At 67.9% G+C, this 21,723-nt stretch carries 21 protein-coding genes; 11 read left to right on the top strand and 10 right to left on the bottom strand.

The window, feature by feature from the left end; translation table 11 throughout:
- Nucleotides 1-153: 153 nt before the first annotated feature.
- Both ACFSVL_RS25975 and ACFSVL_RS25970 read left to right on the top strand, forming a co-directional pair.
- The gene (locus tag ACFSVL_RS25975; RefSeq protein WP_378308156.1) at nucleotides 154-1,491 is read left to right on the top strand and encodes an MFS transporter; all 1,338 of its coding nucleotides are present in this window, start codon (nucleotides 154-156) and stop codon (nucleotides 1,489-1,491) included.
- Nucleotides 1,488-3,065, top strand: a complete 1,578-nt coding sequence (locus ACFSVL_RS25970; RefSeq protein ID WP_378308155.1) for a N,N-dimethylformamidase beta subunit family domain-containing protein — start codon at nucleotides 1,488-1,490, stop codon at nucleotides 3,063-3,065. Before ACFSVL_RS25975 ends, ACFSVL_RS25970 begins: the two co-directional genes overlap by 4 nt.
- Here ACFSVL_RS25970 and ACFSVL_RS25965 read toward each other — a convergent pair.
- The 6 genes from ACFSVL_RS25965 to ACFSVL_RS25940 all read right to left on the bottom strand — a co-directional run bounded on the left by ACFSVL_RS25965 (nucleotide 3,049) and on the right by ACFSVL_RS25940 (nucleotide 8,213).
- Nucleotides 3,049-4,155, bottom strand: a complete 1,107-nt coding sequence (locus ACFSVL_RS25965) for a mandelate racemase/muconate lactonizing enzyme family protein (protein WP_378308154.1) — start codon at nucleotides 4,153-4,155, stop codon at nucleotides 3,049-3,051. The genes ACFSVL_RS25970 and ACFSVL_RS25965 overlap by 17 nt on opposite strands.
- Complete coding sequence (locus ACFSVL_RS25960; RefSeq protein WP_378308153.1) at nucleotides 4,152-5,054, bottom strand: dihydrodipicolinate synthase family protein; 903 nt, start codon at nucleotides 5,052-5,054, stop codon at nucleotides 4,152-4,154. Before ACFSVL_RS25960 ends, ACFSVL_RS25965 begins: the two co-directional genes overlap by 4 nt.
- Nucleotides 5,051-5,929: an amidohydrolase family protein gene (locus tag ACFSVL_RS25955; RefSeq protein WP_378308152.1), complete on the bottom strand. Its 879-nt coding sequence runs from the start codon at nucleotides 5,927-5,929 to the stop codon at nucleotides 5,051-5,053. The genes ACFSVL_RS25960 and ACFSVL_RS25955 overlap by 4 nt, the downstream gene beginning before the upstream one ends.
- A gap of 4 nt (nucleotides 5,930-5,933) precedes the next feature.
- Nucleotides 5,934-6,659 carry a creatininase family protein gene (locus tag ACFSVL_RS25950; RefSeq protein WP_378308151.1) on the bottom strand — a complete coding sequence of 242 codons (726 nt, stop codon included), beginning with the start codon at nucleotides 6,657-6,659 and terminating at the stop codon, nucleotides 5,934-5,936.
- 275 nt (nucleotides 6,660-6,934) lie between these two features.
- The gene (locus tag ACFSVL_RS25945; protein WP_378308150.1) at nucleotides 6,935-7,717 is read right to left on the bottom strand and encodes an IclR family transcriptional regulator; all 783 of its coding nucleotides are present in this window, start codon (nucleotides 7,715-7,717) and stop codon (nucleotides 6,935-6,937) included.
- A 55-nt stretch (nucleotides 7,718-7,772) separates the two neighbouring features.
- On the bottom strand, nucleotides 7,773-8,213 hold the full coding sequence (locus tag ACFSVL_RS25940; protein WP_378308149.1) for a MarR family winged helix-turn-helix transcriptional regulator: 441 nt from the start codon (nucleotides 8,211-8,213) through the stop codon (nucleotides 7,773-7,775).
- 86 nt (nucleotides 8,214-8,299) lie between these two features.
- Between ACFSVL_RS25940 and ACFSVL_RS25935 the strand changes: the two genes are divergently transcribed.
- The 4 genes from ACFSVL_RS25935 to ACFSVL_RS25920 all read left to right on the top strand — a co-directional run bounded on the left by ACFSVL_RS25935 (nucleotide 8,300) and on the right by ACFSVL_RS25920 (nucleotide 11,877).
- Complete coding sequence (locus ACFSVL_RS25935) at nucleotides 8,300-9,535, top strand: amidohydrolase family protein (RefSeq protein WP_378308148.1); 1,236 nt, start codon at nucleotides 8,300-8,302, stop codon at nucleotides 9,533-9,535.
- The gene (locus ACFSVL_RS25930; RefSeq protein ID WP_378308147.1) at nucleotides 9,532-10,083 is read left to right on the top strand and encodes a GNAT family N-acetyltransferase; all 552 of its coding nucleotides are present in this window, start codon (nucleotides 9,532-9,534) and stop codon (nucleotides 10,081-10,083) included. The genes ACFSVL_RS25935 and ACFSVL_RS25930 overlap by 4 nt, the downstream gene beginning before the upstream one ends.
- Nucleotides 10,084-10,144: 61 nt before the next feature.
- Entirely contained in the window at nucleotides 10,145-11,221 is a 1,077-nt protein-coding gene (locus tag ACFSVL_RS25925; protein WP_378308146.1) for a sensor histidine kinase, read from the top strand.
- On the top strand, nucleotides 11,218-11,877 hold the full coding sequence (locus ACFSVL_RS25920) for a response regulator (RefSeq protein ID WP_378308145.1): 660 nt from the start codon (nucleotides 11,218-11,220) through the stop codon (nucleotides 11,875-11,877). Before ACFSVL_RS25925 ends, ACFSVL_RS25920 begins: the two co-directional genes overlap by 4 nt.
- Here the strand turns inward: ACFSVL_RS25920 and ACFSVL_RS25915 are convergent.
- Complete coding sequence (locus tag ACFSVL_RS25915) at nucleotides 11,874-12,746, bottom strand: alpha/beta fold hydrolase (protein ID WP_378308144.1); 873 nt, start codon at nucleotides 12,744-12,746, stop codon at nucleotides 11,874-11,876. The genes ACFSVL_RS25920 and ACFSVL_RS25915 overlap by 4 nt on opposite strands.
- Before the next feature lie 143 nt (nucleotides 12,747-12,889).
- Between ACFSVL_RS25915 and ACFSVL_RS25910 the strand changes: the two genes are divergently transcribed.
- Nucleotides 12,890-15,733 carry an AfsR/SARP family transcriptional regulator gene (locus ACFSVL_RS25910; protein ID WP_378308143.1) on the top strand — a complete coding sequence of 948 codons (2,844 nt, stop codon included), beginning with the start codon at nucleotides 12,890-12,892 and terminating at the stop codon, nucleotides 15,731-15,733.
- 38 nt (nucleotides 15,734-15,771) lie between these two features.
- Here the strand turns inward: ACFSVL_RS25910 and ACFSVL_RS25905 are convergent, their stop codons facing one another.
- Together ACFSVL_RS25905 and ACFSVL_RS25900 are read right to left on the bottom strand one after the other, a co-directional pair.
- Nucleotides 15,772-16,344 (bottom strand): YceI family protein, encoded by a 573-nt coding sequence (locus ACFSVL_RS25905; protein ID WP_378308142.1) that lies wholly within the window; start codon nucleotides 16,342-16,344, stop codon nucleotides 15,772-15,774.
- A gap of 16 nt (nucleotides 16,345-16,360) precedes the next feature.
- The gene (locus ACFSVL_RS25900; RefSeq protein WP_378308141.1) at nucleotides 16,361-16,690 is read right to left on the bottom strand and encodes a rhodanese-like domain-containing protein; all 330 of its coding nucleotides are present in this window, start codon (nucleotides 16,688-16,690) and stop codon (nucleotides 16,361-16,363) included.
- A gap of 84 nt (nucleotides 16,691-16,774) precedes the next feature.
- On the opposite strand from ACFSVL_RS25900, the gene ACFSVL_RS25895 reads away from it, so the two are divergent.
- Nucleotides 16,775-17,230 (top strand): MarR family winged helix-turn-helix transcriptional regulator, encoded by a 456-nt coding sequence (locus ACFSVL_RS25895; protein ID WP_378308140.1) that lies wholly within the window; start codon nucleotides 16,775-16,777, stop codon nucleotides 17,228-17,230.
- Between the two features lie 23 nt (nucleotides 17,231-17,253).
- On the opposite strand, the gene ACFSVL_RS25890 is transcribed toward ACFSVL_RS25895, so the two are convergent.
- The gene (locus tag ACFSVL_RS25890; RefSeq protein WP_378308139.1) at nucleotides 17,254-18,675 is read right to left on the bottom strand and encodes an alpha/beta hydrolase family protein; all 1,422 of its coding nucleotides are present in this window, start codon (nucleotides 18,673-18,675) and stop codon (nucleotides 17,254-17,256) included.
- 211 nt (nucleotides 18,676-18,886) lie between these two features.
- Here ACFSVL_RS25890 and ACFSVL_RS25885 point away from each other — a divergent pair, with 211 nt between their 5' ends.
- From ACFSVL_RS25885 to ACFSVL_RS25875, 3 genes are all read left to right on the top strand, one after another.
- Nucleotides 18,887-19,993 carry a sensor histidine kinase gene (locus ACFSVL_RS25885; protein ID WP_378308138.1) on the top strand — a complete coding sequence of 369 codons (1,107 nt, stop codon included), beginning with the start codon at nucleotides 18,887-18,889 and terminating at the stop codon, nucleotides 19,991-19,993.
- Entirely contained in the window at nucleotides 19,990-20,652 is a 663-nt protein-coding gene (locus ACFSVL_RS25880; protein WP_378308137.1) for a response regulator, read from the top strand. The genes ACFSVL_RS25885 and ACFSVL_RS25880 overlap by 4 nt, the downstream gene beginning before the upstream one ends.
- 245 nt (nucleotides 20,653-20,897) lie before the next feature.
- Nucleotides 20,898-21,719, top strand: a complete 822-nt coding sequence (locus tag ACFSVL_RS25875; protein ID WP_378308136.1) for a ParB/RepB/Spo0J family partition protein — start codon at nucleotides 20,898-20,900, stop codon at nucleotides 21,717-21,719.
- Nucleotides 21,720-21,723 lie beyond the last annotated feature (4 nt).

Raw genomic sequence — 21,723 nt, 5'->3', positions numbered from 1 at the left:
CCCTCCACGGCCCGGCGGCTCGGTTGCGCCCGCCCGAGATTCCCCTTGTCCGACAGCGCCAGCATAGACTAATCTTTCCGAAATAGAAGACGTATCTACGGTATCTCGTAAATACGTGATTCGGGGGCTCTCCGATCAGGAGGTGCGGGCGTCATGCACTCAGACGGCTCGGACTCGCCCGGCCCGGCTTCCGCACGCTCCGCGCGCCGGTCCGCGGTGCTGGCTTCCAGCATCGGCACGTTGCTCGAGTACTACGACTATTACCTGTTCGGTCTAGCCGCCGCGGTCGTGTTCCCGGCGGTGTTCTTCCCGGCCGCGGATCCGCTCACCGGCCAGCTGTCGTCGTTCGCCACCTTCGCCGTCGGATTCGTGCTGCGCCCCGTCGGCGGCATCGTGATCGGCCATCTCGCGGACCGGTTCGGCCGCAAGAACGCCTTGATCCTCACCATCGTGCTGATGGGGGTCGCGACGATTCTCATCGGCGTGCTGCCCGGATACCGCCAGATCGGCGTCGCCGCCCCGATTCTGCTCGTGCTCCTGCGGTTGCTGCAGGGCTTTTCGACCGGCGGCGAAATGGGCGGCGCGATCTCGCTGGCCGTCGAGCACGCCCCGCCGCGCAAACGTGGTCTCTACGGCGCCCTGCTGCTGTCTGGGGCGGGGGTCGCGTTGCTCATTTCCTCCGGGCTGATGGCGTTGTTCGCGACCCTTCCGGACCGGGACTTCCTGGCGTGGGGCTGGCGGATCCCGTTCCTGCTGAGTTTCGTGCTGCTGGTCGCCGGCTTGATCATCCGGATGCGCGTGGGCGAAACGCCGGAATTCGAACGCGCCCGGAAGAAGGGGGCCGGCGCGCGTATTCCGCTGCTGGCCGTACTGCGCCGGCCGCGCAATTTGATCTACGGCGTGCTGTTCGGTTTCGCCAACAGCATCGGCGGCTACGTCATCACCACCTATGGTGCGTCGTACGTCAAGAAAGATCTCGGCATGCCCGCGTCGGTGGCGCTCACCGCGACAATGGTCGCCGCGGGCGCGCAGATATTTCTCGCGCCGACGTGGGGCGCGCTGTCCGACCGGATCGGCCGGAAACCGGTGTTCCTCGGCGGCTGTGTCGGGCTCGCCGTGGTGATCTTCCCGGTGTTCTGGCTGTTCGAAACCAAGAACCCGGTCCTGGTGGCGGTCGCGATGGTGCTGGGCTTCTCGGTCTTCGTGATGGCGATGTCCGCGCTGTCCCAGACAATTCTGTCCGAATTGTTCGATACGCGCTCGCGCGTCACCGGCGTTAACCTGGGCTATCAGCTCACCGCGGTGCTCGGCGGCGGATTCGCCCCGTACCTCAGCGCTTTGCTGGTCGGCGCGACCGGTGCGGTGTGGGGCGTCGGCATCTACGTGATCGCCGGCTGCGTGCTCAGCGCGATCGCGATGCTGTTGTTGCCCGAACGAGCCGGACAACCGCTGCCGGAACCGGCCGATGAACCGAAAGCCGCGACAGTATGACCTTGCTGGGATATGTCAGCGACGAACGCTATCTCGCCCTGCCCGAGGTCGCCGTCGAGATCAGTAACGGCGATTCGCACTGGACCGCCCGAACCACCGCGACCGGCGCGATCCACGCCGACGTGCCGCCCGGCGACTACCGTGTCACGCTCGCCAAAGACGGTTACGGAGCCAAACACGTCGACGTCACGCTCGGGTTCCCGCATCAGTTTCGGCTGCTGTCAGATCAGCTTTACGGCTATATCTGGCCGAAATGGGTCCGCAGCGGCGATGAGGGGGAGTTCCGGATACACAGCCCCGAGCCGTACCGGCTGAGCCTGTGGCGACACGGCGCGGCGGCCGAGGAAACGGCACTGATCGGCTGGTTCGACGAACATGCGCCCCGCGCGACCGTGCAGGTGACGCCGGACGGTGACTACACCCAAACCGGCGTGCGTTTCAACGAAAAGGGCTACGTCGATCCGTCACACCGCCAGTACGTCACCGCGCCCGACCGCAGTGGCCTGTACTACTTCCATGTCGAAGGCGAGTCCGGCGCGCGATTCTCGTTCCCGTGGGTAGTCGCGCCGCGTGAGCCGACCGCGCCCATTGCCGTAGTCGCCTCCACGAACACCTGGAACGCCTACAACAATTTCGGCGGCCGCAGTAACTACATCAACGCCTCCGGACTTCCTTCAGCGCCGGTTTTGGTGCCCCGCCTGGAAATGCCCCGCTATCTCGAATCAAGCTTCAGCGAACACGCGCTGCCAGACGACGCGTACCCGCCGCTGTCCTTCGAACGCCCCGAACCACTGAACCAGGTCAGCGCCGACACCCAGCCGGACGACCCGATCCGCGGGCGGCAACCGTGTCACCTGGCCGCCGCGGAATGGCGCTTGCTCAGCTGGCTGGAACGCAATGGCTACGACTACGACCTCTACTCGGACGCACACCTCCACGACGGCACTCTGCCGCTCGACAGCTACCGCGTCCTGGTCCTGAGCACGCATCCGGAGTACTGGTCGCGGGAGATGTACTCCACGGTCCGCTCCTGGGTGCACGACCGCGGCGGAAAGCTGGCCAACTTCGGTGGCAACGTAGCCGACTGCGAGGTCGAATTCCCTTCGCCGGATCTCTTGCATTTCCGTACCCAGGTAGCCGCCGGACCGTACGAGAGCAGGATGCACCGCACCTTCCGGCCGACGTCGGAACTGTTCGGCGTCGTGTTCACCAGCGCGGGCGCGATGACCGGCGCTCCGTACGAGGTGATCGACCCCGGACACTGGGCGTTCCACGGCACCGAATTGGCGAAGGGAGACCTGTTCGGCGTGCGAAGCCTGCACGAACGATGTCCAGGCGGCGCTTCCGGCCACGAAACCGACAAGACCGGGCCACACAGTCCACAAGGGATACACGTCCTCGCCCGAGGCTTGAACCCTGGCGACGGCGGCGGCGAAATCGCGCACTACTCGACGGCCAGCGGCGGCGAGGTCTTCTCGGTCGGGTCGATCGCGTGGACGTCAGCGGTGCTCGTGGACGACGGCGTGTCCGCGGTGACCGCGAACGTGCTCGACCGGTTCAGCGGACGCTCGTGAACCTGATGTCGTCGGCCACCTCGACTCCGAGCCCGGGGGCGTCGCCGAGCCGGATAGTCCGCCCGTCGCTGTCCAGCGGTGTCTTGAGGATGTCCCGTTCGTAATAGTGCGCGCCGATAATGTCGGACGGAATCCTCGCCGACAGCCCCGGCGCGGCACACGCGGCATGCAGCTGCGCCGCCGCGCCAATGCCCAGCTCCCCATTGGACCCGAGCACGACGTCCAGCCCGAACGCATTCGCCAGATGGGCCATCGACACCACCCGGCCTGGCCCACCCGCCTTGCCGATATACAAGCTGACCGCGTCCGCAGCCTCCGCCCTGAGCACGGACACGAGGTCTTCGGTATCGAACACGCTTTCATCGGCCACAATGGACAGACCGCGCCCGCGCAGCGCGGACATCGCGGCGAGATCCTTGGCAGCCACCGGCTGTTCGAGAAACGCCGGATCCTGGTCACGCATCAACTCGATCGCCCTCGCCGCGTCGGCAGGCCGGTAACCGCCATTCGCGTCCAGTCCGAGGAACGTGTCCGCTCCCACGAGCGCGCGGGCCTCGGCAAGCCGCCGAGCGTCATCGACCGGATCAAAGCCAATTTTCAGCTTATAACTCCGGAAACCAGCCTCGTAGGCAGCCTGATACACGTCACGGAGCCGCTCACCACTACCGCTGAGCGAACACTTCACCGGAACCTCAGTCCTTAATGGACCACCCAACGCCACCGCCAGCGGAACCCCGAGCGTACGTGCATACGCGTCCCACAACGCAGTCGACATCCCCGCTTTGGTAAACGGAGCACCGGCAGTCGCATGGTCCATCCGCCGCTCAAGATCAGCGACCGGCACGAGCGGCCGCCCGAGGACCGCCGGCGCGAGCGCGCGTCGGATCACATACTCCGCCGTGCCAGCGTCCTCACCACTCCATTGCAGAGTCGCGCTGACCTCGCCCACCCCGGTCGCTCCGTCCGAAGTGGTCACCCGGACCAGCAGAAAGTCGGACCGGTCATGCGTCCCGCGAGCCCCCGCCACCACCAGCTCCGGCCGCACGATCGGGCTGATCGCGGCGATCTCGATGTCTTCGACCGTATTCACAGCAGATCGCGGAACTCGTCGAGAAACCGGTCGATCATCCGGATGTCCTCAGCGTCCAGCCGGTGCGCGGGCGCACGGCAGTACGGGCTGGCGAACAGCCCACGCCGCACCGAAATCAGCTTCTCCGTCGCGATGATCCGCTCAGTGTCCAGCATCCAGTAGGAAATGTACGGCAGCAACCTGCGGTGCAGCTCATCCCCGCCCGCGTCGTCGCCCTCCTCGAAGCGTCGCCAGATCTCGACATAGATTTCGGTGAACGAACACCCCGGCTGCGTCCCGACCGCCCCGCGCCGGATCGCGTCCGGCAACTGCACGCCCGCATACCCTTCGACCGCCGGAATCGGCGGATCCCCAGCGGCCAGCTCAGCAATCAACGGCCCCGGCGGACTCGATTCGACCTTCACCAGCCGTAAATTGGCATGCTTAGCCGCGATCGCCCGAAGCACGTCCGCGTCCAGACTGGTCCCGGTCTCACTGGGCGCATACTGCAACACCACCGGCGTCGGAGCCACCGCATCAAGCACTTCCCGAATATGCTCGACCAGCGCCCGCCGGGAGGGTTGCAGATAATGCGGTGGCAGCAGATTGATCAAATCCGCCCCCGCAGCGACCACCTCGGTCGCCCGCTTCACCGCGAGCTTCGTCGCGTGATCCTGAACCGCGACAATGGCTTGCACATCCGACCGCGGCACAGTCTCCGCCAGCAACACCTCAGTGAGGCATTGCCGTTCGCCGTCGGTCAACTTGTAGAACTCCGACGCGAACCCCGGGAACATCACACTGCCGACCCCGGTCCCGAGCACATGCCGGACCACCCGGCGGAAACCGGAAACATCGATCTCGCCGTCGTCGGTAAAGGGCACTTCGAGCACGGGAGACACCCCGTGAATCGGCGTCATCGCTTCCCTCTCTGAAGCCCCAGCGCGGCAAGCGAATCCGCGTGAATGATCCCCTCGATCAGTTCGGAAGAGATCTTCGGCAACGCAGTACCCGCGACGATGTCGTTGACCCGCCGGATCCCCGCGATCGCCTCCGCGGTGGTGGCGATCGGGAAATCCGACCCCAGCAAGAGCTTGTGCGGAACACCCCACTCCTGCGCCGCCAGCAGCGATTCATAACAGACCCAAGGCCGGAGATAGATCGACGAGACGTCGGCGTAGACGTGCGGATGCTTGCGGATCGTCACCACCGTCTCGCGTCCCCACGGATGTCCCATGTGCGCCATGACGATCCGCAACTCCGGGAACTGCAACGCGACTTCATCGGTGACCAGCGGATACGTGTAGCGCAACGGTGCCTGCCGAATCGGCGACGCCCCCTGATGAAACAAGATCGGCAACCCGTTCCGCTCGCAGTACGCGTAGAACTCCAACGCGGGTTGCCCCAGTGGATCGAAGTTCTGGTAATTCGGCCCCAGCTTCACCCCGACCAGCCCCAGCTCACGACACCGATCAGCCTCTTCGAACACCCCCGGCGCAGTAGGATTCACCGACATGAACCCGATCCGCCGCTCCGGGTCGGCAGTAGCGAACGCCGCCGTCGCGGTATTGGTGTCCTCCGGCCGATACGGCAGCCCCGTGGCCTCCTCCGGCTTCTCGACCGCGATGTTGAACACAATGGACAGATCGGCAGCCTCGGTCGCCTGGTCGTAATCCGCCCAAGAATTAGTCGTGACCACAGCGCGGTCCGTGCGCCACCCGTCATAGCTGCGCCGCTCGCCCTCCGGCACCGCCGCTTGGTGGGTCGGAGTATGCGTGTGCACGTCCACGATCATGGCTTCACAACACCTTCGCCAGCGCGACAAACCGCTCCGCAAGCCCGCCGGCGATCCTCTCGAACCACCCACGTCCTTGCGCCTCGGTAGCTAACCCCGGCTGATCGGTGTACCCGTCAATACTTCGCCAGACCTGTCCGGAATGGATGTCCACATCAGACACCCGCTCGGTCTGCGGCGCTGCACGTGGAGTCACCTCACGAACCAGCTCTCCATGTACTGTCAGCATCATCGACGTCTCGAACTCACCAGCGTGCCCAGGAACAATGTCCTCCGGTTCGAGCACACGCCAGTAATCGGTATGCGCCACCGCAAGTCCGTGCTTCGTAGACGCGGCCCCCGCGAACGCATGGCAGACACCCACATTGCCACCGTGCCCATTGACCACCACCATCCGCCGCCCACCCTGCACCGCGATCGACCGCGCCAGGTCGTCCAGCACCTGCAACAAGGTCTGCGCCGAAAGCGAAAGCGTGCCATTGAAGGGAAGGTGATGATCAGAAGCCCCGTAGGGAATCGGCGGCGCGAGCAACAACGGCCGCTCCGCCTCCGGTGCCGCCAGTTCGGCCGCACGCTCGCAGACGGCAGCCGCGAGAAACGCATCCGTCCCAGTCGGCAAATGCGGCCCGTGCTGCTCGGTAGCGCCGATCGGCACCAGGACCAGCGCCTCGGCAAGCACCCCACGCACCGTGGCGCGGTCGGCCTCCGCCCAGCGCAACAGTGCGCCCACGACGTCTCCCCGATACTCCGGTTGGCCTATCTTCCGGTATTTCGTAGAAGTCTTCCTGATTCAGGAAGATAGTCGATCGGCCGGGGAGACGCAATGGTGCTGGCGAGGGGCAAGAAAAAGCCCGGCCGCAGGTAGAGACGCAGCCGAGCTAGGAGGGGGTCTGCCGATCAGCCGGATCCTTGATCACTAGCAACGGTGGGCTCCGTTGTGACGGTGACGCGCGGCAACTGCCTGCGGGCACCAAAAAGCGCCCCATGGCCCAGGCTTCGGCAGCGTCACCCCGCAAACCCCAACCGCCGTGAGACCTCCTGCCCCACCTGCACCACTCCCCGCGCCGCAGCCTTCCGCTTTTCCCCAACCAACTGCCGCGCAAACCCCGTCACCCCCACGGCCCCAGCAACCGCCCCCTCGGCATCAAAGAACGGTGCCGCAAGACAGGCGATCTCCGCCTGCTCCTCCTCGCTCTCGATCGCATACCCATCCGCCCGCACCTTCGCCAGCAACGCAAGAAACCGCCCCGCGTCAGGAGCGACTGCGTTCGGCCCAACGCCCCGGGAAAGGCGAGACAGCAACGGCTTAAGCTCAGCCTCCGGCAGATGCGCGGCAATCGCACGACCCAAAGCAGTCAGATCGAACGGCGCGACCTTCCCCCGGTAAGTATCGAACTGCACAAAACCAGGCGTAGAAGCCTTGGCCACATAAACCACCGAAGCATCCTCCAGGATCCCGACATGCGCGGGCATCCCCAGGCTCTCCGCAAGACGGCGCAGGTCCGCCTGCACAAGAGACGGCAGGTCGACCTTCCGGACCAGTTCGATGGCCAGTCCGTAGAGCCGCAAGGTGGGACGCCAGAAGTGACTCCGCCCGACGACCCGCCGCACGGCATACCCCCGCTGCTCCAGCGTGTACGCGATAGACGCGCAGGTCGCGAGCGGCACCCCGGCGGTCTTCGCGAGCGCAGTAAGCGTCAACGGCTCCTCGGCCCGCATGAGCGCCTCTAGAACAGTCAGCGTCCGGTCCGCGGCCGGCGACGCTGCTTTGCCCGATGCGTCGCTCATCCGGCATCAACCTTTCGGATACCTGTAGTCATCTTCGGAACACGGTAGCGTCCGGTCAGCGACCTGGCTCGATCCGCTCGATCGTCTGCTCCGCCCAGGACCGGATGGCCGAGGTCTGCGCGGGGGTCAGCGAGTCCAGGAAGTGGCGGCGGATGTTGTTGCCGTGCACCACGAGGGCATCCTGGACGCTGGACCGGCCCTGCGACGTGAGGCTGACCCCGGTCCTGCGGCCGGAGGCGCTGCGAGCCGGGGCGACCAGGTCGCGGGCCTCCATCCGGGTGAGCTGGTGCGAGACGCGGCTCTTCTCCCAGCCGAGCGCTTCGACCAGATTGGCGACACGCAGCTCGTGCCCGGGCGTCCGCCACAGTGTCACCAAGACGCTGAACTCGGTCTTCGTAATGCCGCATTCCCGCTGCAGTCCGCGGTCGAGTTCGCGCGTGAGCAGGCGTTGCGCGTGGACCCAGGCGTTCCACAGCTCCCAGTCGTCGGGCGTCATGGGCGGCAAGCGTACCGGGGCAGTTGACTCGTCAACTCGCGCGACCCTAGAGTTGATGTATCAACTTCGACGCAAAAGGGGGCACGATGCGGACTTTGCTGCGCGGCGGGATGGTGGTCAGCCTTGACCCGGCGGTGGGGGACTTCCCGCGCGGGGACGTGCTGATCGAGGACGGAAGGATCGCGGCAGTCGGCACAATCGGAGACGTTGACGCCGAGATCGTGGACGCCAAGGGCAAGATCGTCCTGCCGGGCTTCGTGGACACCCACCGGCACACCTGGCAGACGGCGTTTCGCGGGATCGGCGCGGACTGGACGTTCGCTGAATACCGCGCCGCCATGCACGGCACGCTCCGGCCGCACTATCAGCCGGAGGACGTGTATCTCGGCAATCTCCTCGGCCGCCTCGAAGCGCTCAACTCGGGCGTGACGACGATGCTCGACTGGTTTCACTGCTCGGACCGGCCGGAGAATGCCGACGCGGCGATCGACGCGCTTGAGGAGGCTCCGGGGGAGTCGATCTTCTGTTACTGCGCAATGGATCCCGAGGACACGACCAGGGTGCGGAAGCGGCTGACCGGCGACGAGATGGCGTTCGGGTTGCGCGGGCCGATTCTGACCACAATGGACACGATGGTCGCCGACGTCGCGTTGGCGCGGGAGCTTGGGCTGCGGGTGAGCGTGCACGTCCACGGAGCGGCGTGCGCCTCGATTCCCGAGATGCGTGAGCGTAACCTGCTTGACGACCGGACGACAATCGTTCATGGCAACGGTCTCACCGACGAACAGCTGGCGATCCTCGCGGACGCGGGCTGTTCGGTGACGGTCAGCCCGGACGTCGAGGCGAAGATGGGGTTCGGGTGGCCGGAAACCGGACGGCTGCTGGGTGCTGGGATCCGGCCGTCGTTGTCGATCGACGACTGCCCGTCAGTGGGAGGTGACATGTTTTCGGCTATGCGTACGGCATTCGCGACGCAACGTGGTCTCGACGGCGGCCTCGTCGCGCGCGATCTGCTGGAGTTTGCCACTGTGGACGGTGCGCGAACCTGTGGCCGAGAAAGCCGCGCGGGCAGCATCAGCGTTGGCAAGGACGCGGATCTGCTTCTCCTCGACGCGGAGGACTTGTCGGTGTTTCCGGTCAATGACCCGGTGTCCACAGTGGTCACGGCGGCGCATCCGGGGGTGGTGGACAGTGTTTTCGTTGGGGGACAGGCGGTCAAGCGGGACGGCAAGCTCCTGGGGGTCGATCTGCCCCGGCTCAGGGACCGGCTGCTGGAATCGCGTGACCGGGTCGCGGCGGCTGCGGGGATGACGGCCCGGTGAAGTTCCTGGAGACGGATCGGTTGCTGCTGCGGCAATTCACCGAAGCCGACACCGACCACCTGGTCCGGCTCGACAGCGACCCGCGAGTGATGCGTTTCCTCACCGGCGAGCCGACGCCTCGAAGCGAGATCGAGCACCAGGTGCTGCCCGCCATCCTCCAGGATTACGCGAAAGGGCCAGCCGGACGCTGGGCGGCGATCGAACGGGAGACGGGCGAGTTCATCGGCTGGATTTCCCTGCAGCCACCGGAAGACGGCAGCACGACGGAGCTGGAACTCGGCTACCGGCTGATGGCGAAAGCCTGGGGCCGGGGATACGCGACGGAGGGCGCGCGAGCGGCGATCCACAAAGGATTCACCGAGCTGGGCACGCAACGCGTGTGGGCGCAGACGATGGCGGTGAACACTCCGTCCCGCCGGGTGATGGAACGGGTCGGATTGCGCTATGTCCGCACGTTCCACGTCGAGTTCGACGATCCGCTGCCGGGCACCGAGCACGGCGAGGTCGAGTACGCCTTGACCCGGGACGAATGGGCAGCCGGGAAGTAGCGATCGGGCAACGCGGGGTGAGCGAGCACGGCATCCTTTTCGTCCGGAATACACTCGCCGGGTGATCAACCTCCGGCGGGTCTCGAAGCACACGGTATTCCCGTTGATCGGCCTGCTGCTCTTCGTCGGATCGCTGCTGCCGTCCCTGCAGACGTTCGGGACCCAGTTCGGCGGGCTGCCCTCTCGGCCGTACGACGCGCTGGCCGTCGTGGCGGTCGCGTTGCAGGCGTTGTCGCTCGCGGGGTGCCGCCGGTGGCCGATCGCCGTGCTCACGCTGGTGGTGGCCGGGTTCGCGATCGACCAGCTGAGTGGCTACCACTCGTTCGCGGGCTCGGCGTTGCCGGCCGCGGTGCTGAACGCCGGCTGGCGGGCGGACCGGGGCCGGCGTGCTGCGGCGATCGGGTGCACCGGGGCGTATCTGGCGTTCGTGGCGGCGTTTCCGCTGCGTGGCGGCGGTGAGCCGGCGGCGGGGGTGGTCGCGTTCTACCTGTCGCTGGTCGTCGTGTGGGGGATCGGCGCGTGGCTGCGCTCCACCCGCGTCGCGGAGGCGGAGCGGCGTCGCCGGGTCGCTGAGGAAACGCGCGCCGCCGAACGGGCGCGGATCGCCCGCGAACTGCACGACGTCGTGACCCATCACGTGACGGCGATGGTCGTGCAGACCGAATCGGCGCGCTATCTCAGCGGCGATCGGCTCGACCAGACCCTCGCCACGGTCACCGGCACCGGCCGGCAGGCCATCGCCGAGCTGCGGAATCTGCTCGACGTGCTCAACCCCGGCGTCCAGCCCGACCTTGCGCTGGGCACTCTGGTCGAGCAGACGCGGCGAGCCGGGCAGCCGGTGGAGTTCACCGAGGTGGGCCCGCCGGTGGAATCGGGGGTGGCGTACCGGGTGGTGCAGGAAGCGCTGACCAACGCGCTCAAGCACGCGCACGGCAGCCCGACTTCGGTCCAGGTCCGGCACGGCGACGAGGACATCACTGTGGAGGTCCGCACCGACCGGGAGGCGGACGCGGGAGTCGGTGGCGGCGGGCGCGGGCTGGCCGGGCTCCGCGACCGGGTGGACGGCGTCGGTGGCGATTTCAGCGCGGGCCGTGGCGAGGGTGGCGGGTTTTACGTCCGGGCACGGATCCCGGCATGACCGCGCCGTTGCGGGTCCTCGTGGCCGACGATCAGGTCCTGGTCCGCACCGGGCTGGTGACGATCATCGACGCGCAGCCGGACCTCGAAGTCGTCGGCGAGTGCGGCGATGGCCAGGCCGCGGTCGACCTGGCCCGCGAGCTGCGTCCGGACGTCGTGGTGATGGACGTGCGGATGCCGGTCCTCGACGGCATCGCCGCGACCGGTCTGCTGGCCGGAGCCGACGTGCCGCGGCCGGTGAAGGTGCTGGTGGTGACCAATTTCAACCTCGATGAGAACGTCTACCAGGCGTTGCGCGCCGGTGCCGCCGGGTTCCTGCTCAAGGACGCTCCGCCGGACCAGCTGCTGCACGGGATCCGGACCGTCGCGTCCGGCGCGGCGCTGCTGGATCCCGAGGTGACGCGCCAGCTCGTCGGCCGGTACGCCACCCGGATCCGCCCCGCTGCCGCGGATCCGGGTGACCTCCCGCTGGCCCCGCGCGAGCTGGAAGTCCTCCGGCTGGTCGCCGAGGGCCTGTCCAACAGCGAAATCGCTGCGACGCTCGTGCTCAGCCAGGAGACGGTGAAGACTTACGTTTCACGGATGCTCGCCAAACTCGGCGTCCGCGACCGGGTGCAGGCGGTCGTTTACGCGTATCGGCACGGACTGGCGGATTAACCGGCGGCTCGCGCGGCGACGTCCTCGATTTCCTGAACGGCGAGATCGGGCTGGTCGACGTAAATGTAATGCCCGCTGTTTTTCGCGACAGTCAGCTTGGCCCGGCTGGAAATCCCGAGCCATTTCTGCTGTCCTTCGGTCCACGCTCGTTCCAAGCCCGGTCCGTACTGCGGCAGTTGCGCGAGGTATTCCTGGCCGTGCTTGATCACCTCGACCGGAATGGCCCCGGCGGATTTCACGTCCGCGTCGGTGACGACCAGCTTTTCCGGGCTTTCCCCCTTGAAGACCGCCATGGTCTGCGCGCGGAGATCGGCCGCGTCCCCGGTGGCGTCGGCCGGGATTTCCTTGGTCAGGTCGGCGTTCTGCGTCGGCGAGGTGGCGTCCATCAGCACCAGGCCCTTCACCTTGTCCTGGTGCTCGGGTGCGTACCGGGCGGCGATCAGCCCGCCGAGCGAATGCCCGGCCAGCACGACCGGGGAGTCCGCGGCGAGCTGGCCGATAACGCCGGTCAGCACCTTTCCGGTGGTCTCGAACGTCTGCGGGCCGTCCGGCTGGGAACTGCCGCCCGCGCCGAGCCGGTCGTAGGAGCACACCCGGTTCTTCTTTCCGAGCGTTTCCTGCAGGCTGGCGAATTTGTCCAGTGCGTCGCCGCCGCCGTGCAGCAGAATGACGACCGGTTTGCCTTTTTCGAGCGTGCCCGCGCAGGATACGTTCACCGATTTTCCGTCGACGGTGAGCTTCTTCACCCCGGTGAATGCGGCCTGGCTTACCGGTGCGCTGCTCGGCGCCAAATCCGGGTCTGCTTCCTCGTCGCATCCCGTCAGCACCAGACAAGCCGCGATCGCCGCGAGTCCCCCGACCTTACGCATCGAATACCCCTCCATCACCGGAAACCCGGACCGCGAAAGACCGCGCCGGGACGGCGGAAACGCTACTGATCCGCGGCCGGGAAAACGTCCCCGCGCGGTGGACACTGTCGGGTAGCTCGCACGGGGGACACTAAACTCCCGGTATGTCTTCGGGGGCCGCGGGAACCGGCCGGGACGGTGCGGAGCGCGAGCCCGGGTCCCGGCTGGAGTTCGCGGTGCTCGGGCCGGTCCGCGGCTGGTACGGCGGGCGGCCGCTGGAACTCGGGCCGGTGCTGCGTACGACCATGCTGGTCGCGCTGCTCCTGCGGCCGGACGTGACGGTCAGCCGGGCCGAACTGGTCGACCGGGTGTGGGGCGAGCATCCGCCGGAGAGCGACGGCGTGCCCGGCTACATCTACCAGCTGCGGAAGTCCCTCGCCGCGGCCGGCGCGGACGCGAAAGCGGTGCTGCGGACCGACCCCGGCGGGTACCGGTTCGCCGGCGCGGGCGTCGGCGTGGACGCGGTGCGCGTCGAGGAGATCGCCGCCCGGGCGAAGAAGGCCGCCGCGTCCGGTGCGGTCGCCGCCGCGGCCGACGGCTACGGCCAGGCGCTGGCCTTCTACGAGGGCGTTCCGCTGGCCGGACTGCCCGGTCCGTTCGCCGAACGGGAACGGCGCCGGTTCGCCGAACGCCGGATCGGGCTGGTCGAAGGCCGGACGGACGCGCTGATCCGGCTGGGCGACTACGAGTCGGCGATCGGCGAAGTGTCGGCGCTGCTCGCCGAGCACCCGGACCGCGAACCGCTCACCGGGCTGCTCATGCGGGCCCTCTACGGAGCCGGACGGCAGACTGACGCGCTCGACACCTGGCGTGAGTTCCGCGTCCGGATGCTCGATGAGCTGGGCCTCGAACCCAGCGAAGACCTGCGCCGCGTGCATGAAGCGGTGCTGCGCGGCGACGACGGGACACTCGGCCTCGCGGCCCGGCCAGCGCCGCCGCGGATCCGGGACGAGCTGCCCGCCGACGTCGGAGAGCTGGCTGGCCGCGACGACGAACTGGCCCGGCTCGCCGCGCCCGGGAGCGCGGTGTCGGCGGTCGACGGGGTGCCCGGTGCCGGAAAGACGGCGCTGGCCGTGCGCGCGGCTCAGCTGTTGCGCGACGAACATCCCGACGGCTGCCTGTTCGTCGGCCTGCACGGGCACAGCACCAGCCGCGCGCCGCTCACCCCGGTGCGGGTGGTGCGCCGGCTGCTGCGTTCGGCTGGGGTCAACGACCAGAACATTCCGGACGACCTGGACGAACTGTCCGCGAACTGGCGCGCGGCCACCGCTCCGCTGCGTTTGGTGCTGGTGCTGGACGACGCCGTCAGCGCCGAGCAGGTCCGCCCGCTGCTGCCCGGCGGCACCGGAAACCGCGTGCTGATCACGAGCCGTCGCCGCCTGCCCGGACTGGACGTCGAACGCCGGATTTCCTTGGGACCGTTGACTTCCGACGCCGCGACTGGCCTGCTGAGCCGGATCGTCGGCCCGGCGCGCGCGGGGCAGGAACGCGAGGCCGTGCGCGAGCTGGCCAGTCTGTGCGGACGGCTTCCGCTCGCCCTGCGCATCGCGGGAGCCCGGCTGCAGAACCGTCCGATGTGGACTTTCCGCGACCTGGCCGACCGGCTCGCCGACGACACGGGCCGGCTCGGCGAGCTGACCGCCGAGGAACGCAGCGTCGAGGCCGCGTTCCGGCTTTCCTACGAGCAACTTCCGGCCGGCACGCAACGCGCCTTCCGCACCCTCGGCCACGCGCCCGCGCCGGAATTCGACGAACTGGTGCTCGCCGCGATGCTCGGCTGCTCCCGGCGCGAGGCGGAAAGCGTGCTCGAGGACCTGGTCGACGCCAACCTCGTGCAGGCACCCGCCGCGGGCCGGTACCGGATGCACGACCTGGTCGCCGTCTACGCGCGCCGCCTCGCCGGGGAAGAACCCGACGTCACCAGCGGGCTGGGCGTGTACCTGCACGCCTGCCGGGCCGCGAGCGAATGGGGCGAACCGGGCTTCCCCAGCGGCCCGGCTCCCACCGAGTCGCCCTTCGCCGGTCTGATGGACGCTTCGGCGTGGCTGGATCAGGCAGGAGACCTGGTGGAAGTGGTTTCGTCCGCGGTCGCGGCGGGCCACTCGGACTACGCGTGCTGGATCGCCGAAAGCGCGGTCGACTACCTCGTGCGGCGCATCCGGTACCGAGAATGCGTTGCCCTGCTGGAAGTCGCACTGTCCGAAGCGGACACTCTGGCCGACCGGCGGATGGCGACGGCGCTGCGTTTCGGGCTCGGCTGGGCGCATCTCGCGCTGGGCGAATCCGTGGAAGCCAGGCGATGGTGCGAGGAAGGGCTGCGGATCAGCCGGGAGACCGGCGACCGGCGGGAAACCGCGCGGGGCCTGTGCGGGCTGGGAATGGTCACGATGCTCGCCGGTCCACTCGACGAAGCGGAAATGGTGCTGGCCGAGGGAAAGGCGCTCGCCGAGGAAGTGGCGGACAGCTGGCTGATGGAACGGGCGGTGTCCGGGCTCGGCTACGTGCATTTCAAACAGGGCAATTACGAACGCTCGCTCGCCGCGTTCGCCGAATCGCGGGAAGTCGCGGTCAAGACGGGCAATCCGGCGATGCTGGGCCGCGTCTTGAGCCACATCGGCAGCGTCCGATTGCACCTTGGCCGGTCCGCCGAAGCCGCGGAACCTTTGCGTGAGGCGGCTTCCTTGGCCGAGCGAGTGGGCGACCGGCTGCTTTCGGTGAGTTCGCTGTCGAGACTCGGTACTGCGGAACAGGAATTGGGCAGGCTGGATATCGCGCTTGCGCACCATCTGCGGGCATTGAGCGCGTTGACCGATCAGATGTCGCCGTGGGCGGAAATCGAAGTCCGGAATCGGCTTGGCGCGTGCCGGCAGGCTCGGGGTGAGGACGAAGCGGCGCGGGAACAGTTCGAGCTGGCCGCCGCGGTGATGGCTGACGCCGAGGCGCGCTGACCGATTGGCGCGGCCGGGTTTCCGGCCGCGCCGCTCAGTCAGGAGCGGATCGCCTCGACCTCGAGGGCGAGTTCGATCTCCTTGGAAACGAGCAGGCCGCCCGTTTCCAGCACCATATTCCAGACCAGACCCCAATCCTCGCGGTTGATCTTGCCGCGCGCGGAGAACATCGCACGGTCGGATCCCCACGGATCGCGCGCGTGGCCGAGATACTCCACGGCGAGGCTGACCGGATGCGAGACGTCCTTGATGGTCAGGTTCCCGACCATGACCGCCTCGCTGCCGGTCACGGTGACCGAGGTCGATGCGAACGTGGCACGCGGATGACTTTCCACGTCGAAGAAATCGCCGGAACGGAGATGGTCGTCCCGGGTCTGGTCCCCACTGTCCACAGTGGCCATTTCAATGACCGCGGTGACTGTGGTGTCCTCGATCCGCTCGCCGATTTCCAGTGTCGCGTCCACGCCGGTGAAACGGCCGCGGACCTTGGTGAGCATGAAGTGTCTGCCGACGAAACCGACCTCGGCGTGTCCAGGGTCGACCTTCCAGGTGCCCGCCGCGGGAAGTTCCACTCCGGCGATTACCCGGGTGGCCGCTGTCGTGTCTGTCATGGGTTTCAGTCCTTTCTCACTGGCCGGATTCGGTCGGCAGGCCGGCCGCGATCCAGTCGGCTTTGCCCTTGTCGTAGTCGAAGACCTGGGCGTAGCCGAGTTCCTGAAGGTGCTTCGCGACGGTGCCGGAGTTCTGGCAGGGCGAGTCGGCGCAGTAGACGATGACCGCGGAATCCTTGTGCGGCAACAGGGCGGGGGCGAGTTCCGCGACGTCGTCCACCGGCAGATTGAGCGCGCCGGGAAGATGCGCCTTCGCGTAGTACTCGGACGGCAGCGCCTCGACGACGATCGCCGTGCCGGCGTCGATCCGCCGTTTGACCTCGTCCCGGGTGATGGGCTTGACCATCAGTCCTCCTCGGACCATTTAGGTGCGTACGCACGCACTCTACATATTAGGTGCGTACGCACGCAATGGCCTAGACTGGCTGCCGTGAGCGATCCGAAGATCGGCCTGGAGGCGTGGCGGGCGATGCTGCTCGCGCACAGTACGGCGGTGCGTGCCATCGAAACCGACGTGCGACGCGGCGGCACTGTGCCGCTGGCCTGGTACGACGTCCTGCTGGAACTGAACGCGGCCGGCGCGAAGGGGCTGCGGATGCGGGAGGTCGCCGACCGGGTCGTGCTCAGCCGCACGCGGGTGAGCCGGCTGGTGGACGAGCTAGTGCGCGCCGGGCTGGTGACGAAGCGCCCGGAGCCGGACGACCGCCGGGTCAGCTGGGCGGTGATCACCGACGAGGGCGTCCGCGCGCTGCGCGAGACCGCGCCGGTCTACCTGCGGAGCATCGAGCAGCACTTCTCGGCGCACGTGACCGACGAGGAGGCGGCGGTGCTCGGGAAGGCGTTGCTGCGGGTTGCGGAACATGGGCAGTCCTTGCGGCTGGATTGACCTAACGCAGCCGTCGCCGGTGGTCAGCGCCCGCTACCAGGACGAATCACACGAAGCTCCCCATAACCCGACAGCAGACCCGCCAAATCGCCAGACCCCTTGCGCAGCACCGAATCCAAGAACCCCAGCGTCGCCTCCGCAACAACACGCGGACTCTCGACCCGCCCCAACGACCCGACAATCGACGGCACCGGCGGCAGATACAACGGACCATCCGTAAAGGTCAGGTGCGCGGCACCCGGAATAGTGAGCCGGTAGTTCGTCGCCGTACCCCGGGCCAGCACCTCAGTAAGCCGAGGCAGGTACCGCGGATCAGTAGCCGGGGTAATGGCCTGAGTGAGCGCGAGCGTCGGCTGTTCGAGCGCGGGCGACAGGGGCCCGCGAGGGTAGCCGTCCAGGTCGATGACGGCGTCGAACCGATGGTCACGCCTGGCTGCCTGCAGTGCAGCAGCCCCGCCCATGGAGTGACCGGTCGCGGCGACCCGGCTGGTGTCCAGGTGCCCGGCCAACGGGTCGCCCCCGAGTCCTTCCAGCCTGGTCAGAGTGAAGCTGAGGTCGGCGGCCCGGATCGCCGCCCAGTCGTCGGCTAGCCGGTCGTCCTCGTCGCGGTCGCCGGTGGAGACGGTCGCGGTGGTGATCGTTCGGCCGTCGGCGAGTACGACGGCGGCGGAGTCGTACGGGTGGTCAAGCGCGGCGACGACATAGCCGTGGCTGGCGAGTTCCTCCGCCCACGCGGTGTTCTGGGTGCGCACTCCGCTGGACCCCGGCGAGAACAGCACGATCGGGAACCGTCCTCCCGCGACGGGGGCGTCGGGAATCGCGTGGGTGCGGGCGCGCGGAACACTGTCGAGCAGGAAACCCGGCAGGCCGACTCCGCTGGCGAGGGCTTCGGCGACGGTGCGCGCCTCGTCCTCAGTGCGTCCGAGGTATTGGGCACGCGGTACGTCAGGGCCGTTCGTCGCGGGGTACCAGAGCTGAGCCACGACGGTGCGCCGGTCGCGCGGATCGGCGGTGAAGGTCTCGGGGCGGTCCGGGTCGGTCCACTGCAGCACCCGGGTGCCGACCGCGAAACTGCCGGAAGGCACGGGGAACACGGGGACGGGAAACGCCCACGCCGTAAGGGAACCGGTGAGGATCAGGCAGGCGCAGACCGCCGATCCCGGTAACGCCAGCCACCACCGGGCCCGCCGAGCGCGGCTTCGTACCAGCGGGGAGAAGGCGAACGGTGCCGCGACAATGGCACCCGCGAGCACCGGCAGCAGTTGCCAGCGGAGCCCGGTGACGCAGAGCGAGATCGCGGACAGCAGGAACACCGCCCCCGCCACGATGGTGCCGCGCGGGCGGGCGGCGGCGGGCAGCCAGCGCGCCACGACCAGCGCGAGGGCACTGAGCAACGTCAGGATTTCCAGCGGGGACAGGTTCAGTCCCGTGATGATCTCGGTCACCCGGCCATATTCGGCTCTGGACCTGCGCGGACGCATCGCTCTCCGGGCCCGATCCGGGTGCCGTCGCCAGTGGCAATCGAGCACCCGGGAGAGCGGCCGGACTGCGACCACGGGAGGTATCGGGACTCCTGCTGCGGTCGCAATCCGGCGCGCCGCGGTCAGCCTGCGGGTTCATGTGCGCGGCGCGCCGTCGGCTTACGATCGCGGGGTGATGACCGAGCGGCGCTGGGCGTCCCGGCTGCCGCCGATGGCGTGGGACTCGCTGCTGCCCGCACTTCTCCTGCTCAACGTCCTGACGATGTGGGCACCGGCGGAGTTGCCGGTGGCCGTCGCGCTCACCGCCGCGCTCGCGGTGCCGTTGGTGTGGCGGCGACGCGCCCCGCGCACGGTGTTCGTTGCGGTCGTGGCGGCGGCCTTCGTCCAGTGGCTGGTCGGCGTCCAACTGCCTGCGGACGTCGCACTGCTGGTGGCTCTCTACACAGTCGCCGCGAACTCGGGAAAGCGCGAGACGCTTGTCGCGGTCGCCGTCGTGGAGATCGGGGCCGTCCTCGCCTGTCTGCGCTGGGCGACGGACGGTGCGTTCCTGACACCGTTCGTCGCGCTCACCGCGATGGTCGTCGCGGCGGCTGTCCTCGGGGTGAACGACCGGACCACTCGTGCGTACCTGGAAGCTCGGCGGGAGCGGGCTGTCACCGAGGAACGGGCCCGGATCACCCGGGAGATGCACGACATCGTCACCCATAATCTGTCTGTCATGGTCGCGCTCACCGATGCCGCCGTCCACGCGCAGCCACGGTCGCCGGACAAGGCCACCACCGCGATGCTCCAGGTCGCCGAAACAGGCAGGCAGGCACTGACCGACATGCGCCGCACCCTCGGCGTCCTGCGCCCCGACGAACCGGACGCGGCGCGCCACCCGCTGCCCGGCATCGCGCAGCTGGAAACCCTCGTCGGCCAGATGTGCGCCGCCGGGCTCCCGACCAGCCTCCACCTCGACGGCGACCACGCGCATCTCCCCGCCACCGCGCAACTGACCGTCTACCGCCTGGTGCAGGAAGCCTTGACCAACACTCTTAAGCACACCCCCGCCGGCACCCGCGCAAAGGTCCGGATCGAATGCGCCGCCGAGACCGTCACCGTGGAGATTACAGATACCGGCCCGCCGGTTTCTTTTGTTGCCCATTCCGGCAATGGCATCGCCGGAATGCGCGAACGTTCGGCTGGCTACGGCGGAGAATTGCGCGCCGGGCCGCTTCCCGGCGGCGGCTGGGAAGTACACACCCGCCTCGTCTTCGGCGGCGCAACGGAGTCCGCATGACGATTCGCATCCTGATCGCGGACGACGAGGCGTTGCTGCGCATGGCGTTCAGCATGGTTTTGGAGGCCGAGCCGGACCTGGCACCGGTCGGCGAAGCCGAGGACGGAGCCGCCGCCATTCGGCTCGCCGCCGAACTGCGTCCCGACGTAGTCCTGATGGACGTCCGGATGCCGAAGACCGACGGAATCGAGGCGACCCGGCAGATCATCCAGAACTGCCCGCAGGCCAGGGTCTTGATCCTCACCACCTTCGACCTGGACGAGTACGCCTTCGCCGGGCTCAAAGCCGGAGCCTCGGGCTTCCTGCTCAAGAACACCAGACCGGAGGAATTGCTCGCCGCGATCCGCACGGTGGCCGCCGGCAACGCGGTGGTTTCCCCGCGTGTTACCCGTCGCCTGCTGGAGAAATTCCGCCCGCACCTTCCCGACCCCGCCGCCACCGTCCGCGACGAACGGCTGAACCGGCTCAGTGCCCGCGAACGCGAGGTGCTCGTCCAGGTGGGTTCCGGCTTGTCCAACGCCGAAATCGCCGCCGCCCTGCATCTCGCGGAGGCGACCGTGAAGTCCCATTTGGGGCGAATCCTGCACAAACTCGAACTACGCGACCGGATCCAGGCCGTGATCTTCGCGTACGAAAGCCGCCTCATCCATCCCGCGTGAGGAAGGTGTGAGCACCGCGAGGCAGGCGTTGGACGCATGGGCGTCCGGTGAGAGATGACCTCACGGCTGGCCTAGATGAACGATTGCCAACCGGGGATCTCGTCTGCGACAGTGTTAACACGGTCGGAGGTGGACGACTCGGGCATCTTGGGGTGGGGGAAACGATGTCGGATTCTGTATCGCTGGACGCGTTGAAGCTCGCCGACTCGCCGCGGCTCGACGGGGAGGACCCGAAGCACGTCGAATTGCTCGCCGGCGCGGGTGCGCGGCTGCCGCCGGTTCTCGTGCATCGGTCCACGATGCGAGTGATCGACGGGACCCACCGAATCCTCGCGGCCCGCCGGCGCGGAGACTCGGAAATCGCAATTACCTACTTCGACGGTACGGATTTCGAAGCATTCGTGCAGTCCGTACAGTCGAATGTGCGGCATGGCCTCCCGCTGACCCGCGCGGATCGCGAGGCGGCGGTCCTGCGGATCCTGGCGGCGCGGCCGGCTTGGTCGGATCGGGCGGTCGCCGAGGTGACCGGGTTGAGCGCGCCGACGGTCGGGGCGATCCGAAACCGTGCGACTGGCAATTCCTGTCAGTCGCACGCACGGATCGGCAAGGACGGCAGGATCCGGCCGCTGACCACCGCGGAAGGGCGAAGGGCAGCCGCCAAGATCATCGCAGAACGGCCCGACGCCTCGTTGCGCGAGATCGCGAGCACGGCCGGAATCTCGACGGGGACGGCCCGCGACGTCCGCGACCGGCTGCGCCGCGGCGACGATCCGGTGCCGATGAAGTACGCGAAAAACGCGGTGATCCCGGTGCCGCGCCGGCCGGACTCGGCCGGTCCGGACTTGCAGGGCCTGCGCAAGGATCCTTCGCTGCGGTTCAACGCCGTCGCGCGGACCCTGCTGCAGTGGCTCAGTATCTGTGACATCAACGACGACCAGCGGAACAATCTCATCCAGGGTGTCCCGGAATATCGCCGCGACAACTTCGCCGAACTCGCCCTGGTGTGCGCCGAACAATGGCGAAATCTCGCCCAGGAACTGAGACAGCCGAATCGCAATACCGGATAGCGGT

Origin of the sequence: Amycolatopsis silviterrae, assembly GCF_042684085.1 — a bacterium.
Lineage (GTDB): Bacteria > Actinomycetota > Actinomycetes > Mycobacteriales > Pseudonocardiaceae > Amycolatopsis > Amycolatopsis silviterrae.
This window is presented reverse-complemented; position numbering and strand designations above follow the sequence as displayed.

Coding starts and splice junctions, on each gene's coding strand:
- ACFSVL_RS25975 (WP_378308156.1), top strand. CDS start 154: ATGCACTCAGACGGCTCGGACTCGCCCGGCCCGGCTTCCGCACGCTCC.
- ACFSVL_RS25970 (WP_378308155.1), top strand. CDS start 1,488: ATGACCTTGCTGGGATATGTCAGCGACGAACGCTATCTCGCCCTGCCC.
- ACFSVL_RS25960 (WP_378308153.1), bottom strand. CDS start 5,054: ATGACGCCGATTCACGGGGTGTCTCCCGTGCTCGAAGTGCCCTTTACC.
- ACFSVL_RS25955 (WP_378308152.1), bottom strand. CDS start 5,929: ATGATCGTGGACGTGCACACGCATACTCCGACCCACCAAGCGGCGGTG.
- ACFSVL_RS25945 (WP_378308150.1), bottom strand. CDS start 7,717: ATGAGCGACGCATCGGGCAAAGCAGCGTCGCCGGCCGCGGACCGGACG.
- ACFSVL_RS25940 (WP_378308149.1), bottom strand. CDS start 8,213: ATGACGCCCGACGACTGGGAGCTGTGGAACGCCTGGGTCCACGCGCAA.
- ACFSVL_RS25935 (WP_378308148.1), top strand. CDS start 8,300: ATGCGGACTTTGCTGCGCGGCGGGATGGTGGTCAGCCTTGACCCGGCG.
- ACFSVL_RS25920 (WP_378308145.1), top strand. CDS start 11,218: ATGACCGCGCCGTTGCGGGTCCTCGTGGCCGACGATCAGGTCCTGGTC.
- ACFSVL_RS25915 (WP_378308144.1), bottom strand. CDS start 12,746: ATGCGTAAGGTCGGGGGACTCGCGGCGATCGCGGCTTGTCTGGTGCTG.
- ACFSVL_RS25910 (WP_378308143.1), top strand. CDS start 12,890: ATGTCTTCGGGGGCCGCGGGAACCGGCCGGGACGGTGCGGAGCGCGAG.
- ACFSVL_RS25905 (WP_378308142.1), bottom strand. CDS start 16,344: ATGACAGACACGACAGCGGCCACCCGGGTAATCGCCGGAGTGGAACTT.
- ACFSVL_RS25900 (WP_378308141.1), bottom strand. CDS start 16,690: ATGGTCAAGCCCATCACCCGGGACGAGGTCAAACGGCGGATCGACGCC.
- ACFSVL_RS25885 (WP_378308138.1), top strand. CDS start 18,887: ATGACCGAGCGGCGCTGGGCGTCCCGGCTGCCGCCGATGGCGTGGGAC.
- ACFSVL_RS25880 (WP_378308137.1), top strand. CDS start 19,990: ATGACGATTCGCATCCTGATCGCGGACGACGAGGCGTTGCTGCGCATG.